Here is a 14,946-nt window from a genome sequence, read left to right on the forward strand (position 1 = left end):
AGTGGAACGGTACAGAAAGGATGGTTATCATGGCGACGCAAGTATCCATTGAAACAACCTACATTACATTAGGGCAATTGCTCAAAGAAGAGAACATCGTCGCAACAGGTGGCCAGTCAAAATGGTATCTGCGCGAGAATGAGGTGTTAGTTAATCAAGAACACGATGATCGCCGAGGACGCAAGCTTTACCCAGGCGATATTGTGGCACTACCAACTGGGGAACGCTTCATAATCAACGGAACGGGCGTTGAAGCCGAATAATGTGGTTAGAAAATCTTCAGTTACAGAATTTTCGGAATTATGAGGCTGTTGACATTGATTTCACTCCCGGTGTAAACATTTTTCTTGGTTCAAACGCGCAAGGGAAGACGAATTTGCTTGAAGCGATCTATGCGTTAGCATTAACGCGCTCACACCGAACGACCAATGACAAAGATTTAATTGGTTGGGAGGGTAAAACGGCAAAGGTCAGCGGAGTTGTTGAACGCCGGTTGGGTAAATTACCGTTGGAGATTGATTTTACGACCAAGGGCAAAAAAGCACGAATGAACCATTTGGATCAGGCTAAGTTAGCCAATTATGTTGGTCAGATGAATGTAATCTTATTCGCGCCTGAGGACCTTGCATTGATCAAGGGTGCTCCGGCGTTGAGAAGAAATTTCATTGATCGTGAATTTTCGCAGATGAGCCCTAAGTATTTATATGTTGCCAATCAATATCGAGCAATTTTAAAGCAACGCAATCAATATTTAAAACAACTGCAAAATAAAAAAAGTCGTGACTTGTTATATCTAGAGGTTCTAACGGAGCAACTTAGTGGGTATGCGACCGAGTTGATCATACGCCGATTGGTGTTGGTTGAACGCTTGGCGCGGGCTGCTAAGCCCATTCATGCGGCAATTACACAAGAATTGGAACAACTAGATATTAAATATATCTCGCAACTATCCGAAGAAGAAAGGCAGGATCAAGAAACCATTAAGTCTGCCTTATTAGCGCGTTATATAAAACTTCAGGAACGCGAGATATTTATGGGAACAACCTTACTGGGACCGCACCGAGATGATTTACAGTTTTTAGTAAATGATCACGATGTGGCTGAGTTCGGCTCACAAGGGCAGCAAAGGACGGCCGCTTTAGCGCTGAAATTGGCTGAAATTGACCTAATGAAAGAAGAAACTGATGAATATCCAATTCTTTTATTAGATGATGTTCTATCAGAGCTAGATACAGTAAGACAGACACACCTTTTAATGGCAATGCAAGATAAAGTGCAGACTTTTCTTACAACGCCTTCTTTAAGTGATGTGGCTCGGCAATTAATAAAAGAACCAAAGATTTTTAAAGTTCAGGCAGGAACTTTAAACGTTGTCGAAGAAGATGGAGGACAGCATGGCTGATGAAGCAGTAACGCAAATGCAGACGAATGCGGACGATTATGACGCAAGTCAAATTCAAGTTCTGGAAGGACTTGAAGCGGTTCGTAAGCGACCAGGAATGTATATTGGAACGACTAGTAGCCAAGGATTGCATCATTTAGTTTGGGAAATTGTTGATAACGGTATTGATGAGGCCCTAGCAGGTTTTGCGGATCATATTACCGTGACAATTGAAAAAGATAATTCGATCACCGTTACTGATAATGGTCGTGGAATTCCAACTGACATTCAAGAAAAGACTGGTAAGCCAGCTTTGGAAACTGTCTTTACAATTTTGCACGCAGGTGGAAAATTTGGTGGTGGCGGTTACAAAGTCTCTGGTGGATTGCATGGTGTTGGAGCGTCAGTTGTTAATGCACTTTCAACTAGCCTCGATGCGACTGTTGTTCGTGATGGGCGAGCCTTTTATATGGATTTTGCGCGTGGGCATGTAGCCACCAGTATGAAAGAGATTTCAGCTGATAACCAACCGGTTTCACGTGGAACAATTGTTCATTTTACGCCAGATCCCGATATTTTCCGGGAGACGACTGTTTTCGAATATAAGACTTTATTGAGTCGAGTTCGTGAACTGGCTTTCTTGAATAAAGGATTGCGGATTTCAATCACAGACTTACGCCAAGCAGAAGCGAAGGTCGAGACCTTCCACTTTGAGGGTGGAATTAGAGAATATGTTGAATTCCTAAATGCCAATAAAGATGTGTTATTTGAAGAACCGGTTTATGTTGAGGGATTGGAAAACGGAATTGCGGTTGAAGTTTCGCTCCAATATACTGATGATTTCCATAGTAATATGCTGTCATTTACTAACAACATTCACACATATGAAGGTGGAACCCACGAGACTGGTTTCAAGGCTGCTTTGACGCGTGTCATCAACGATTATGCACGCAAAAATGGTCAGTTAAAGGAAAATGATGATGCCCTATCTGGGGATGATGTTCGTGAAGGGTTAACAGCAATTGTTTCTGTTAAGCATCCAGATCCACAGTTTGAAGGTCAAACGAAGACTAAGTTGGGTAATTCAGATGCACGTACTGCCGTTGATCGGATGTTCTCTGAAACGTTTAATCGGTTTATGTTGGAGAACCCAACTGTTGCAAAACAGATTGTTGAAAAAGGGATCTTAGCGGGCAAGGCACGTTTGGCTGCCAAGCGTGCGCGCGAGGCAACGCGTAAGAAGAGTGGTTTGGAAATTGCTAATTTACCAGGTAAGTTGGCCGACAACACCTCGAAAGACCCCGCAATCTCAGAACTATTCATCGTTGAGGGTGATTCTGCCGGTGGTTCAGCCAAGCAAGGTCGCGAACGTTTGACACAAGCAATTTTGCCAATTCGTGGAAAGATTTTGAATGTTGAGAAGGCAAGTCTGGATAAGATTCTTAATAATGAAGAGATTCGTTCATTATTTACAGCGATGGGTACAGGTTTCGGTAACGAATTTGATGTTACTAAGGCTAAGTATCATAAACTGATTTTGATGACCGATGCCGATGTCGACGGTGCGCATATTCGGACACTACTTTTGACATTGATTTATCGTTATATGCGTCCATTGCTTGAAGCTGGCTATATTTATATCGCTCAGCCACCACTATATCAAGTACGCCAGGGAAAGTTTGTGCAGTATCTTGACTCAGAAGAAGAGCTTGATGCACTTTTGCCAACTTTGCCAGCAACACCAAAGCCAGTTATTCAACGGTATAAGGGGCTTGGTGAGATGGATGCAGAACAATTATGGGAAACAACAATGGATCCTGAAGTTCGTCGACTATTACAAGTTGATATGGATGACGCAATTGAAGCAGATCAAGTCTTTTCAATGCTGATGGGAGACAAGGTTGAGCCACGACGTGAGTTCATCGAGCAAAATGCTCAGTATGCAGAATTGGACGTCTAAAATTGCCCAACTATCAAGAATGAAGGGATAAATAAATGGCTGAAGAACAAACAAATAGCCGGATCAAGGTTGCCCGATTGGGTGAACAGATGCGGACTTCCTTTTTGGACTACGCGATGTCTGTTATCGTCGCGCGAGCCTTGCCAGACGTGCGGGATGGTTTGAAACCTGTGCACCGCCGGATTTTATACGGAATGCATGAACTGGGTGTAACACCCGATAAACAACATAAAAAGTCAGCTCGTATTGTTGGAGATGTCATGGGTAAGTATCACCCACATGGTGATTCTGCAATTTATGATTCCATGGTACGAATGGCCCAAGATTTCTCATATCGTTATATGTTGGTTGATGGTCACGGAAACTTTGGATCAATTGATGGCGATCCGGCCGCTGCTATGCGATATACCGAGGCACGTTTGAGCAAGATCGCCATGGAGATGTTACGCGACATCAATAAAGATACGATCAATTTTGCAGATAACTATGATGGAACTGATCGTGAACCTGAGGTTTTGCCATCACGTTTTCCTAATTTATTAGTCAACGGAGCAAATGGTATTGCGGTGGGAATGGCTACTAATATTCCGCCACATAATTTGGGTGAAGTGATTTCGGCGTTGCATTTGTTGATGGATAATCCAGACGCAACGACTGCTGAATTAATGGAAGTCTTACCAGGACCCGATTTCCCAACTGGTGCTTTGGTTATGGGAAAGTCTGGTATTCGTAAGGCTTATGAGACCGGTAAAGGAACTGTGACGGTTCGTGCCAAGGTCGAAATCGAAACTGAAAAATCTGGTCGTGAGCGAATTATCGTTAATGAGTTGCCATATATGGTTAATAAGGCGCGCTTGATTGAACGGATCGCTGAATTAGGACGTGATAAGCGTGTAGATGGTATTACGGCCGTTAATGATGAATCCGATCGTGAAGGTTACCGGATCGCGATTGATGTGCGTCGTGATGTATCTGCATCGGTGGTTTTGAATAATCTATATAAGAATACATTGATGCAAACAAACTTTAGTTTCAATATGTTGGCTGTTCAAGATGGTCGACCTCGTTTGCTGGGACTAAAAGCGATCTTGGAAGCATACCTTGTTCATCAACAAGAAGTTGTCCGTCGTCGAACTGAATTTGACTTGAAAAAGGCCGAGGCACGGGCACATATCCTTGAAGGATTACGTGTTGCGCTCGATCATATTGATGCGATCATTTCGATTATTCGTGGGTCTGAAACATCTGAAATTGCTAAAAATCGCTTAATGACAGAATATGCTTTGTCGGATAAGCAATCGCAGGCAATCTTGGATATGCGTTTGGTGCGTTTGACCGGTTTGGAACGTGGCAAGATTGAAGATGAGTATCAAAGCCTCATGGCAACGATTACTGATTTGAAGGATGTTTTGTCGAAGCCAGAGCGAATCGATGAAATTATCTATACTGAATTATTGGAAATTCAAGATAAGTTTGGTGATAAGCGTCGTACTGAATTGCAGGTTGGTGATGTAACAAGTATCGAAGATGAAGATCTAATTGAAGAAGAAGACGTATTCGTTACGCTAACTAATGGTGGTTACATCAAGCGAATGGTAACGTCTGAATTCCGAGCACAGAATCGTGGTGGTCGTGGAATTCAAGGAATGGGTGTTAATGATGATGATTTCATTGAACATCTAGTTTCGACGTCAACACATGATACACTGCTATTCTTTACAAATGCAGGAAAAGTTTACAAGATGAAGGGCTATGAGGTTCCAGAATATGGACGTACGGCCAAGGGAATCCCGGTAGTTAATCTCTTGGGAATTGAATCTGGTGAACAAGTGCAGGCCGTTTTGAATATCCGTGGAGACGCTAGTGAGAGTAATGATTTCATCTTCTTTACCACACGAAATGGAGTTGTAAAGCGAACTCCTGTGACCGAATTTACAAATATTCGTGCTCACGGATTGCGAGCAATCAGTTTGCGTGAAGGGGATGAATTAATCTCTGCGCAAGTTACTGACGGCGGGCAGAATATGCTAATTGGAACTCGTGGTGGTTATGCTGTTTCCTTCCGAGAGGATGCAGTGCGTTCAATGGGACGTTCAGCAGCTGGAGTACGCGGAATTAATCTACGGGATGATGATCACGTGATTGGTGCTGAGGTGTTACCTGAGGATGCCAGAGTTCTGGTTATCACGGAGAATGGTTATGGAAAGCAAACGCCGAGCCATGAATATCCAATTAAGGGACGTGGTGGTAAGGGAATCAAGACCGCTCAAATTACCGCTAAAAATGGTCCTTTGGCCGGTATCACGGTGATTGATGGTAGTGAGGATATTATGCTAACTACTAACAAGGGTGTTATGATTCGCTTTACTGCTGACTCTGTGTCAGAGACTGGGCGTGCAACCCAAGGAGTTCGTTTGATTCGTTTGGATGATGATGCAACCGTCGCAACTTTGGCTAAAGTGGAACATGAAGAATCTGCTGAAGTGTTAAGTGAGGACGCGATTGTCGCACCAAGTGAAAACGGCGAGGTAACAGAGTTGCTAGAGCGTGCAGAAACAGAAGAATAAATATCTTTAGTAAATTAAAAACAGAGTGTGATGGATTTGAAATCCGTTACACTCTGTTTTATTTTGTGGTTATTATAGCCGATCTAAGTACTCTGTAATTGGCTTTGAGAATTCAGCAAAGGTCATCTTGGTGAAGTAGTAATATGTCCCGGCTAATTTAGGATCGATCATGAAATCAATCGTTTCAACGAGGGTGTTCCATGTTCGTTCAGCATCAATGAAGTCATTATCAAGAATCAAGGCCATCACATTCGCAATCTTCCGTAAAGTGCTGAAGTAGAAATCGGCAATTAGCATTTCGAAATTACCGATTTGCTTAATTAGGCGATGGACTTCAAGTGAATCATCATTAGCCATGGCTAATTTCAATAACTCGATTGTGATGAGACCATAGTTATGATAAGCATCAGGCAGACCACGACGGGCAGACATAAGTCCCTGGCGCTCTAATTTATTAAGTTCGAGGACGTATTGGTGAGTTACGTCGGCAACTTGGCGGGCTTTTTCATAATCTTCATAAGGTAGAAGGCTAGAGAAGAGTAAGGTATCAGCATTTGAAAAGAATTTTTGCTTCCGGAAAAGCTGATCGACCGTCGGCATGATCCGAGCGATTAGTTGATCACGCTCTTCGACATCGGCTACACGGTAGTTGATAGTTGTAATCAACTCGCTTAATAAGTTAATATCATTAGATGAGCGGAATTTACGAATAGTCATATCAACATCAGCAATCGTTGGTTTTCCAGATGAGTTTGTTTCCGTTGATAATTGGATATTTTGGGTGGCCATTGAGACTAACATAGGGTTATCAATATAGATGTGGGTGAGAATCTCGTTAAAGCTGACGCCGGTGGCTGTCAGAATATTCGCCATTGTTGTGGCAGAAATCTTACCGTTGCCTTGTAGATAGTCATACAGACGTGAACGAGAGATATCAACATTATCTAGTACGACGGGGATAGAAATGCGGCGTTCTTTGATAAAGTAGATAATTGCCGCTCGTAAGCTATCCGCGGGGATTTTATTTTTGGTATTCATGGTGTGAGCCTCACTTTTGAAGGTTAATTACAAAACATTTTACTAATTATAATTACTTATGTTATAAATATCAAGTAAATACTCATTATTTATATGAAAGCGTTTTCCAGAATTGAATGTTTATTAAATTTTAAGGGGATGTTAATGGAGAAGCAAAAGCGAGGTTTTTGGTTATTGCAGGCGTTTAAGGGCGCAATGATTGGCTCGGGATTTATTTTGCCGGGGATTTCAGGTGGGGCATTAGCGGCTGTCTTTGGTATGTATGAACGGATTATTCAGTTCTTGGCGAATCCGTTAAAGCGTTTCAAGGAAGATGTACGTTATTTCCTTCCGATTGGTTTAGGTGCCTTGTTAGGAATCTTCTTACTTTCATTTGCGATTAGTTTCTTTCTTGGGCGATATGAGTCGGTTGCGCTTTGGTTCTTTATTGGTGCGATTTTAGGAACTTTGCCGGCACTTTGGCGTGAGGCTGGTAAACATGGGCGTAACGGCAGTGATTTAGGCGTAACGGTAGTTAGCGCTAGTGTCATGTTGGCATTTCTACTTTTCGGCGCACCTTTGTTCTCAAAAATGGAGCCAAGCTTTGGGGCATGGATTTTAGCCGGTGCATTAATCGGTTTGGGATTGATAATTCCTGGGCTTAGTCCATCTAACTTCTTGCTGTACCTGGGACTCTATAAGGGGATGAGCGATGGAATTAAGAACCTGCAACTTGAGGTCTTAACGCCGATGATGTTGGGGTTAGTGGCGGTTCTGTTGATCCTATCGAAAATTATGGAATTAATCTTCCAGCGTTGGCATACAAAATTATTCCATTTTATCTTTGGAGTGGTGCTGGCCTCGACGGTGATGATTATTCCAACCGATTATCATACTTTTGGTGTTTTTGAAATTTTATGGTCAATTGCATTGCTACTTGGTGGGATCTGGTTGGGCCACTGGATGAGTCAACTGGAAGAGCGTGTGAAATAAAAAAGAGTCTGAACTAGCGGCAAGCTGGGTCAGACTCTTTTTTGATGGCTTAATTTAGAAAGGAACTTAAATTACCAATTCCATCTGGACGTGATCAATACCAGCTTCTACAAAAGGCTCGCCGATTACGTTGAAGCCAATTCGTTCATAGAAGCCAAGTGAAGGAACCTGGGCACCTAGGTCGATCTTGTGAACCCCGGCTTCTTTGGCATCAATAATGATTGTTCGCATTAACTTCGCTGCATAACCATGACCACGAGCCTCAGATAAGGTTGCAACACGTTGAATGTGCCAGCTGTTATCAGTAGGATTTGTTAATACGCGCGCTGTGGTTACTGGTTTTTCTGCGGTAAAGCCAACATAGTGGGTCGTAGTGTTATCATAATCATCCAATTCAATATCAAGAGCAATTCCTTGTTCTTCGACAAAAACAGCCTGTCTAATTTTTAAGGCTGCCTTGCTAAAGCTACCTAAACCATATTCTTTGCTTACAATTAATTCGTTATCGCTCATAAAAAGGTACCTCAACAAAATTTATTTAGGTTGTTCTAATATATTTTATCGTATAATAGGCAGAGTGCACTTATTTTGGTGGAGTTATATGAAATTATTAACAAAAAATTAGTGAAAAAATTCAAACGAATAAGGTAGGATTATGAAACAATATAATCGATTAAGTTGGATCCATTCACGACTGGGGTTTGTGGTATTGCTAGTAGTACTAGCATGGGGAAAGATGATTTTAGCAAGTGTGATGGACTTTAGCCTGTTTTCAGCAGCTAGTCCTGTCCAATGGATAACTTTGTTAATTAGCCCGATGACCTTGCCGCTATTGATGATTGGTTCGGCTTTGTATTTCCGTAAGGCGCGTTATTTTTATGCAGTTGCCACGGTGATGTATATTCTTAACATCGTTTTAATCCAGCTAAATGTAATTTATTTCCGTGAATTTTCCGACTTTATGTCGGTTTCGGTGATGCTAGGTTACGACAAAGTTAATCAAGGTTTGGGTGCATCCGGATTTGCATTGACGAATTTACATGATATTCTCTTTTGGATTGATTTATTAATCATTCCAATTCTGATGTTCTTTAAAAAATTGCGCTTCGGTCGAGCTGAAACACCTCGTTTTACAGCTTTCGCACTTACAACACTGGCACTGTTCTCATTTTTGGTGACATTCGCCTTGGGAGAGGCACAGCGTCCGCAGTTAATTACGCGCCAGTTTGATAGCAAAGAAATGGTCAAAGATTTAGGGCTCGATACTTACACGGTTGTTGATGCGATTAAAACGCATGGTGTAAATCAGATGCGTAAAAACGCTAAGAAATCAGATATTGATAAGGTTCGTGAATATTTAAAGACACACTATGCGGGCGCTAATCCAGAGTATGCTGGAATTGCGAAAGGCAAGAATGTTTTTGTTATTCATTTGGAGTCATTCCAGCAGTTCCTAATTGATCTGAAAATCAATGGCCAAGAAGTGACACCGTTTTTGAATAGTATTTATCATTCTAATAGTACGATTGCATTTGATAATTTCTTCAATCAAGTTGGACAAGGAAAAACGTCGGATGCCGAGAATATGTTGGAAACATCGACATTTGGATTGCCACAAGGGTCACTTTTTGCAACACAAGGTAGTAGCCAGACTTTCCAAGCGATGCCAGCAATTCTTAGTCAAGATGAAGGTTATTCTTCAGCAGTCTTCCACGGAAATAATGCTAGTTTTTGGAATCGAAATAATACTTATAAGAATATGGGGTATCAGTATTTCTTTGACGCTAGTTATTATGACACCTCTGGTGATAAGGCAATGGGATATGGTTTGAAGGATAAATTGCTGTTTAATGACTCGATTAAATATTTGGAGCGTATGCAGCAACCGTTCTATGCAAAATATATTACCGTGACGAATCACTTCCCTTATACGCTAGATGATCAGGACAAGAATCCTGATTTCACAACGACAGACACGGGTAGTTCAGTAGTTGATGGTTATTTCCAAACGGCCAATTATCTTGATAATTCGATTAAAGAATTTTATGATTATCTCGATAAGTCAGGCTTATCCAAGAATTCGATTGTGGTGATCTATGGTGATCACTATGGTATCTCTAATTCTGAGAACAAAACATTGGCCAGCGTCATTGGTAAGGATCCTAATACTTGGAGTAGCTATGATGATGCGATGCTGCAAAGAGTTCCCTTTATGATCGATATTCCAGGATATACAAAGGGGCACATTGATCACACTTATGGTGGGGAGATTGATGTGATGCCAACTTTGGAACATTTGTTAGGGATTACTGATACATCTGGATTTATTCAGTTTGGACAAGATCTTTTGAGCACAGCTCGTCAGCAATTGGTTGCCTTTAGAAATAAGGATTATGTAACACCTGATTACGCTTATATCAACAAGACAATTTATGATAATAAAACAGGCCAAGCAGTTACTAACCCATCAAAGGAACTTACGGGTAAGATTGATCAATGGCAAAAGTCGGTTAATTCACAGTTGAGTAATTCTGATGCAGTTAACCAGAAGGACCTTTTGCGTTTCTACACACCAACTGGCTTCAAGGCGGTTGATGGGACTAAGTATAACTATGCAAATGGTTTGGCCAAGCTCGAAAAGCTTGAACAACTAAAGGGAAACAACTCTAAGAGTCTTTGGTCACAAAATAGTGATAAGACGACGGCAGATTTGTTCTCCACAGATGCACCTGAGAAGGATGAGGCGAAAACAAATACATCACGTATCCAGCAAGTGAATCCAGATGGTGGTGACAGTACGGATGGTGGCGATACACCTAATCCATAAGTATTTTTAAAAATTAGATTAGCGTAGGAGGTGTCTAGTGGCTTTTATCAACAAGCACGATTTATTAAAAAAGGGGCTTCAGGCTGAACGTTTTAAGTTTCGGATTGGCGAAATAGCTACAATGACTGGGGCATCAACCCGCCAGCTACGCTATTGGGAAAGTAAAGGGATTATCAGTCCCATCAAGCGTGAAGGTGATGAGGCGCGTGTTTACAATCATGAAACGTATATTAAAGTTTCGATGATCAAACATTTTTTGGATGAAGGAAATAGTTTGAAGGTTGCAGTACAGCAAACCAAAGAGCTCGAAAAAATTTGGCGAACAGTTCATGACGTTATCAGCGTTGGTGTACAAGGAATCGGGATTTTGGACGGCGAGGAAGTTGTTGATTTTGGTTATTTTGATGAGGACCATAAACAACGGTTGTATGCTAAGCGCGACGATAAGCAGGGAATTAAGTACATCGTGAAAGATGTAGCTGATAATTAAAGAAGGCGGCCAAGCTAAGGGAATCTCCCATGCTGGCCGTTTTTTTTTCTGCTTAAAAATGGTTAACGGGATATGATCATTTTGCAATTTTAAGGGTCCTATTGTAGTAATGGAGCGATGGAGATTGTTAACAACCAAATCAAAATGCGAGCTGACTAAGAAGCGTTTAAGTGTGGTTAATGATTTCTAACAGTCTTTTTATACTTAGACTATGAACGTTTAGGAGGATTTAATTATGCAAGTTGGCGAAAAAATAACAAGATTACGACGACAGCTACAAATGAACCAGATTGAATTCGCAAAACTAATCCATGTCCATCAATCAACGATTTCACGATATGAGAGAAATTATATCAAGCCCGACACAGACACTTTGCTTCGCTTGTGTGGCTTGGCAGGGGTGACGATTCATGAATTTTTAAGTAATCGGGGTTAGTAAACGGTTTAAAAATGGTAAACTAATTGGAAAGATAATGTGGTGATGTTTTTTGCGATAGGCGGGTGAATGATAATGAGTGGCTGGGAAAATTTTTACAAATTAACTTCGGATGAACGAATTACCAAGTTAGCTGAGAATCGGCAATTAACTGTAGCTGACCAAAAATTAATGAGGGATCATTTTGATGCTGTTGGCTCGCAACAAGTTGAAAATTACTTATATAACTTTGGTGTACCAGTCGGAGTTATCACTGATTTGTTGATAAATGATCATCATGTGACTGTTCCAATGGCCACTGAAGAGCCAAGTGTTATCGCTGCCGCTAACAATGGGGCGAAACTCGTTCGCTATGGGACCGGGATTAAGACGCGACAAACGGAAAGATTAGTTCGGGGGCAAGTTATTGTAACTGAACTGGATAATCCTGATGATTTGCTGGGGTATGTTAACGAACATGTGGCGGATTTACTTAATCTAGCCAACAATGCTTATCCTTCAATGAAGAAACGTGGTGGCGGTGCTAAACGTATTTTGAGCGAAGTGATTGATCATGATAAAGTAATTGTTAACATCTTGGTCGATCCGCAGGCGGCAATGGGGGCTAATGTTGTTAATACGATGGCTGAGGCGGTCGCACAGCAATTAAGGACGATTGGATATAATGTCCTGCTGGCGATTCTTTCTAATATGGCAAATGAAGCAATTATTGATGCCCAAGTGAAGATTCCAGTAGGTGTTCTAGCAGCTAAAGATGGCTTAACAGGTGCCGAAGTGGCTGAGCGAATTGTACAAGCAAGTTTGATCGAACAACTCTCAGAATATCGGGCGGTTACTAGCAACAAAGGGCTGATGAACGGGGTTGAGGCAGCCGTTCTTGCAAGCGGTAATGACACAAGGGCGGTCAATGCGGCCTTACATGCATATGCTGCTAAGGACGGTAAATATCGTGGACTTGTTCAGTGGAGCATTGATGACGGTGAACTGGTTGGTAAAACAACGCTACCACTTCTCTTAGGAGTTGTAGGGGGGTCAATTGGAATTGTGCCAGCCGTGAAACTGAATCATACAATCATGGGTAATCCAGATGTAAATGAGTTGACGGCAATCATTGCCGGGGTTGGATTGGTGCAGAATTTAGCAGCATTGAAAGCACTCGTAACCACTGGAATTCAAAGTGGACATATGAAACTGCAAGCTAAGTCATTAGCTGTAGCGGTTGGCGCTAATCCTAATGAAGTTCCACTTGTGGTCCGGGCCTTGCAAGCCGAGAAGAAGTTTAATTCAAGTAGCGCAAAAAAAATACTAGATGAAATAAGGAAGTAAAAATAGAGATGGCAATTTTTTCAGCTGACACAGTAAAACTTTTAGAGCAAGTTAACCAAACTTATCCAGGCACTGTGATCCTGCGGACGGCGGGGAATGCAAGTGGTGTTATTAGACATGATCAGATCAAGACCGATATGTTGGGAACGCGATTGATGATTGAAATTACTGATACTACAGCACCAGACTTCATGGCGACTGACGAATTGTTGCACATGATGCTGACTTTGCACGGATATCCACAAATCTTCTTTCAGTTGGAGGCGCCTGAGCCTGAACTTACAGAACAATTAATGGTTATGGCAACCTATCTTTATCAGCCGGTGATGCATGCCATTATTTATCGTGAGCAAGCGAGTCATGGGTTGCTTACTAGGGACGTTGCTGAAGCATATGTTCAAGGGGTTAGGAATACTTTGACAAGTGAGGTCGCTGGTGACAAACAAGAGGCGGCTTTGCGACTATTGACGTTGCTAGATGCTAAGGTATTCTTGCGGAATTATCCTGATAGTTCGGCAGAATGGGAAGCTGAATTTGTGCAGGAATTCCCTGAGGCCTGGCAGGCGGCTGGGCTGTTGGTTGATCAATTAGTCCTTGATAGTATTAAAGATCCTGCTTCTGTACATCGAGCAATCGTAACAGCGTTTAAAGGCTTTGATGCGCAAATGTTGATGTGGGAGTTGCCGGAGTTGTTTAATGCGGAATTCACCACCGTTACGCCAGTGCTCTCAGAGCGCCAGTTACGCTTGACTGTTAATCAGGTGTTTGAGGTTAAACATGCAGATTTCAAAAACCGTACGACAAACGGGGATGCGTATATTGCGTTGGCCAAGAACGATGGGCAAAATAGCTTCGTGATTACGCCAAGTCAAGAAAATCAAGCAAATTGGTTCAAAGAATTCTATCAAACACCGGTTCAAGATATTCTGGATGCGATGAAACTACCATATACGGTACGGGACTAAGCTGATGGTTACTCCAGAAATTCAGCGACTATTTGATCAGGCAAAGCATATTGTGTTCTTAACGGGTGCCGGTGTATCGACAGCATCGGGTATTCCTGACTATCGTTCAAAAAATGGAATATATCAAGGGACGTTGCAACGACCAGAATATCTACTGAGTACCGAGGCGCTCGAACGAGAACCAGAGGCAATGTATGATTTTATGAAGGAAAATATGTATTTTCCTCAGGCGAAGCCCAATATTATTCATGAACGAATGGCCGAGATGACACACATACGTGGCGCAAAGATTATTAGTCAGAATGTCGATGGTTTACATGAGGCAGCGGGTGCGGAAAATGTTTTGAATTTTCACGGAACGCTTTATGATATCTACGGGGTCATAACTGGGACAACTAGTACAGTTGAGTATTATTTGGCGAATATGCGGTTGCCCAATGGTGAGTTACTCCGTCCGGCAATTACTTTGTACGGTGAAATCCCATTCCGTGTAGAAGAAGCAAGTCAATGGGTTCGTGAAGCTGATCTGCTAGTGATTGTTGGGACGAGTTTTGTTGTCTACCCATTTGCGGGTTTACTTGAATATGCTAAAGCTGGTACACCGATTTTAGCGATCAATATGGAAACAATTGATACTATGTATCCGGTACATCAGATTATCGGTGATGCTAACGAGTTTTTTGCAACGCTTGAGTAGTATAAAAAGGACCTAGATGATATTTCGATCATTTAGGTCCTTTTTATATTAAAATCAATTGGATATATGACGTATTTGCTGCTAAAAATGGGAGGCTCTAGAAAAGGCTAAATGTCACGGATTAATTTAGAGAAAAAACCTTGACTAACTGCATTTAGCTATGTATTATAGATTAAGTTGTCAGATGCAAATGCATAGGCAACAGATATTATCAAAACAGGCTTTGTTAAACGAAAGTGTTGACAAGATAGTTTGATTGAGATATTATATAAAAGTTGTCGAAAGGC

Annotated in this window: 13 protein-coding genes; 11 read left to right on the forward strand and 2 right to left on the reverse strand. The window is 41.7% G+C overall.

From position 1 onward, the window contains the following. The first annotated feature begins 29 nt into the window (after window positions 1-29). Genes yaaA through gyrA form a run of 4 tightly spaced genes read left to right on the forward strand, consistent with a single transcriptional unit; the run spans window position 30 to window position 5,908 of the window. The gene (gene yaaA, locus ESZ50_RS07650; RefSeq protein WP_148622971.1) at window positions 30-263 is read left to right on the forward strand and encodes a S4 domain-containing protein YaaA; all 234 of its coding nucleotides are present in this window, start codon (window positions 30-32) and stop codon (window positions 261-263) included. Next, window positions 263-1,402: a DNA replication/repair protein RecF gene (gene recF, locus ESZ50_RS07655; protein ID WP_148622972.1), complete on the forward strand. Its 1,140-nt coding sequence runs from the start codon at window positions 263-265 to the stop codon at window positions 1,400-1,402. Before yaaA ends, recF begins: the two co-directional genes overlap by 1 nt. Continuing rightward, window positions 1,395-3,341 (forward strand): DNA topoisomerase (ATP-hydrolyzing) subunit B, encoded by a 1,947-nt coding sequence (gene gyrB, locus ESZ50_RS07660; protein WP_148622973.1) that lies wholly within the window; start codon window positions 1,395-1,397, stop codon window positions 3,339-3,341. Before recF ends, gyrB begins: the two co-directional genes overlap by 8 nt. A 35-nt stretch (window positions 3,342-3,376) precedes the next feature. Further along, the gene (gyrA, locus tag ESZ50_RS07665) at window positions 3,377-5,908 is read left to right on the forward strand and encodes a DNA gyrase subunit A (protein ID WP_148622974.1); all 2,532 of its coding nucleotides are present in this window, start codon (window positions 3,377-3,379) and stop codon (window positions 5,906-5,908) included. Window positions 5,909-5,980: 72 nt separating this feature from the next. Here gyrA and ESZ50_RS07670 read toward each other — a convergent pair whose 3' ends face one another. Then, the gene (locus ESZ50_RS07670) at window positions 5,981-6,946 is read right to left on the reverse strand and encodes a hypothetical protein (protein WP_148622975.1); all 966 of its coding nucleotides are present in this window, start codon (window positions 6,944-6,946) and stop codon (window positions 5,981-5,983) included. Window positions 6,947-7,090: 144 nt separating this feature from the next. Here ESZ50_RS07670 and ESZ50_RS07675 point away from each other — a divergent pair, with 144 nt between their 5' ends. Then, entirely contained in the window at window positions 7,091-7,918 is an 828-nt protein-coding gene (locus tag ESZ50_RS07675) for a DUF368 domain-containing protein (RefSeq protein WP_148622976.1), read from the forward strand. A gap of 66 nt (window positions 7,919-7,984) precedes the next feature. Here the strand turns inward: ESZ50_RS07675 and ESZ50_RS07680 are convergent, their stop codons facing one another. Further along, on the reverse strand, window positions 7,985-8,431 hold the full coding sequence (locus tag ESZ50_RS07680; RefSeq protein WP_148622977.1) for a GNAT family N-acetyltransferase: 447 nt from the start codon (window positions 8,429-8,431) through the stop codon (window positions 7,985-7,987). A gap of 142 nt (window positions 8,432-8,573) precedes the next feature. Here ESZ50_RS07680 and ESZ50_RS07685 point away from each other — a divergent pair, with 142 nt between their 5' ends. From ESZ50_RS07685 to ESZ50_RS07710, 6 genes are all read left to right on the forward strand, one after another. Then, complete coding sequence (locus ESZ50_RS07685; protein ID WP_148622978.1) at window positions 8,574-10,745, forward strand: LTA synthase family protein; 2,172 nt, start codon at window positions 8,574-8,576, stop codon at window positions 10,743-10,745. 37 nt (window positions 10,746-10,782) lie between these two features. After that, window positions 10,783-11,235, forward strand: coding sequence for a MerR family transcriptional regulator (locus tag ESZ50_RS07690; protein ID WP_148622979.1), 453 nt, complete (start codon window positions 10,783-10,785; stop codon window positions 11,233-11,235). A 235-nt stretch (window positions 11,236-11,470) separates the two neighbouring features. Next, window positions 11,471-11,671 carry a helix-turn-helix domain-containing protein gene (locus ESZ50_RS07695; RefSeq protein WP_148622980.1) on the forward strand — a complete coding sequence of 67 codons (201 nt, stop codon included), beginning with the start codon at window positions 11,471-11,473 and terminating at the stop codon, window positions 11,669-11,671. 75 nt (window positions 11,672-11,746) lie between these two features. Continuing rightward, complete coding sequence (locus ESZ50_RS07700; protein WP_148622981.1) at window positions 11,747-12,997, forward strand: hydroxymethylglutaryl-CoA reductase, degradative; 1,251 nt, start codon at window positions 11,747-11,749, stop codon at window positions 12,995-12,997. An 8-nt stretch (window positions 12,998-13,005) separates the two neighbouring features. Next, entirely contained in the window at window positions 13,006-13,962 is a 957-nt protein-coding gene (locus tag ESZ50_RS07705) for an IpaB/EvcA family protein (protein WP_148622982.1), read from the forward strand. Between the two features lies 1 nt (window position 13,963). Continuing rightward, a complete protein-coding gene (locus tag ESZ50_RS07710; protein WP_148622983.1) occupies window positions 13,964-14,659 on the forward strand; it encodes an NAD-dependent protein deacylase in 696 nt (231 codons plus the stop codon). The last annotated feature ends 287 nt before the right edge of the window (window positions 14,660-14,946 follow it).

The organism is Weissella muntiaci, assembly GCF_008107635.1.
GTDB classification, from domain to species: Bacteria; Bacillota; Bacilli; order Lactobacillales; family Lactobacillaceae; genus Weissella; species Weissella muntiaci.

Coding starts and splice junctions, on each gene's coding strand:
- yaaA (WP_148622971.1), top strand. CDS start 30: ATGGCGACGCAAGTATCCATTGAAACAACCTACATTACATTAGGGCAA.
- recF (WP_148622972.1), top strand. CDS start 263: ATGTGGTTAGAAAATCTTCAGTTACAGAATTTTCGGAATTATGAGGCT.
- gyrB (WP_148622973.1), top strand. CDS start 1,395: ATGGCTGATGAAGCAGTAACGCAAATGCAGACGAATGCGGACGATTAT.
- gyrA (WP_148622974.1), top strand. CDS start 3,377: ATGGCTGAAGAACAAACAAATAGCCGGATCAAGGTTGCCCGATTGGGT.
- ESZ50_RS07670 (WP_148622975.1), bottom strand. CDS start 6,946: ATGAATACCAAAAATAAAATCCCCGCGGATAGCTTACGAGCGGCAATT.
- ESZ50_RS07675 (WP_148622976.1), top strand. CDS start 7,091: ATGGAGAAGCAAAAGCGAGGTTTTTGGTTATTGCAGGCGTTTAAGGGC.
- ESZ50_RS07680 (WP_148622977.1), bottom strand. CDS start 8,431: ATGAGCGATAACGAATTAATTGTAAGCAAAGAATATGGTTTAGGTAGC.
- ESZ50_RS07685 (WP_148622978.1), top strand. CDS start 8,574: ATGAAACAATATAATCGATTAAGTTGGATCCATTCACGACTGGGGTTT.
- ESZ50_RS07695 (WP_148622980.1), top strand. CDS start 11,471: ATGCAAGTTGGCGAAAAAATAACAAGATTACGACGACAGCTACAAATG.
- ESZ50_RS07700 (WP_148622981.1), top strand. CDS start 11,747: ATGAGTGGCTGGGAAAATTTTTACAAATTAACTTCGGATGAACGAATT.
- ESZ50_RS07705 (WP_148622982.1), top strand. CDS start 13,006: ATGGCAATTTTTTCAGCTGACACAGTAAAACTTTTAGAGCAAGTTAAC.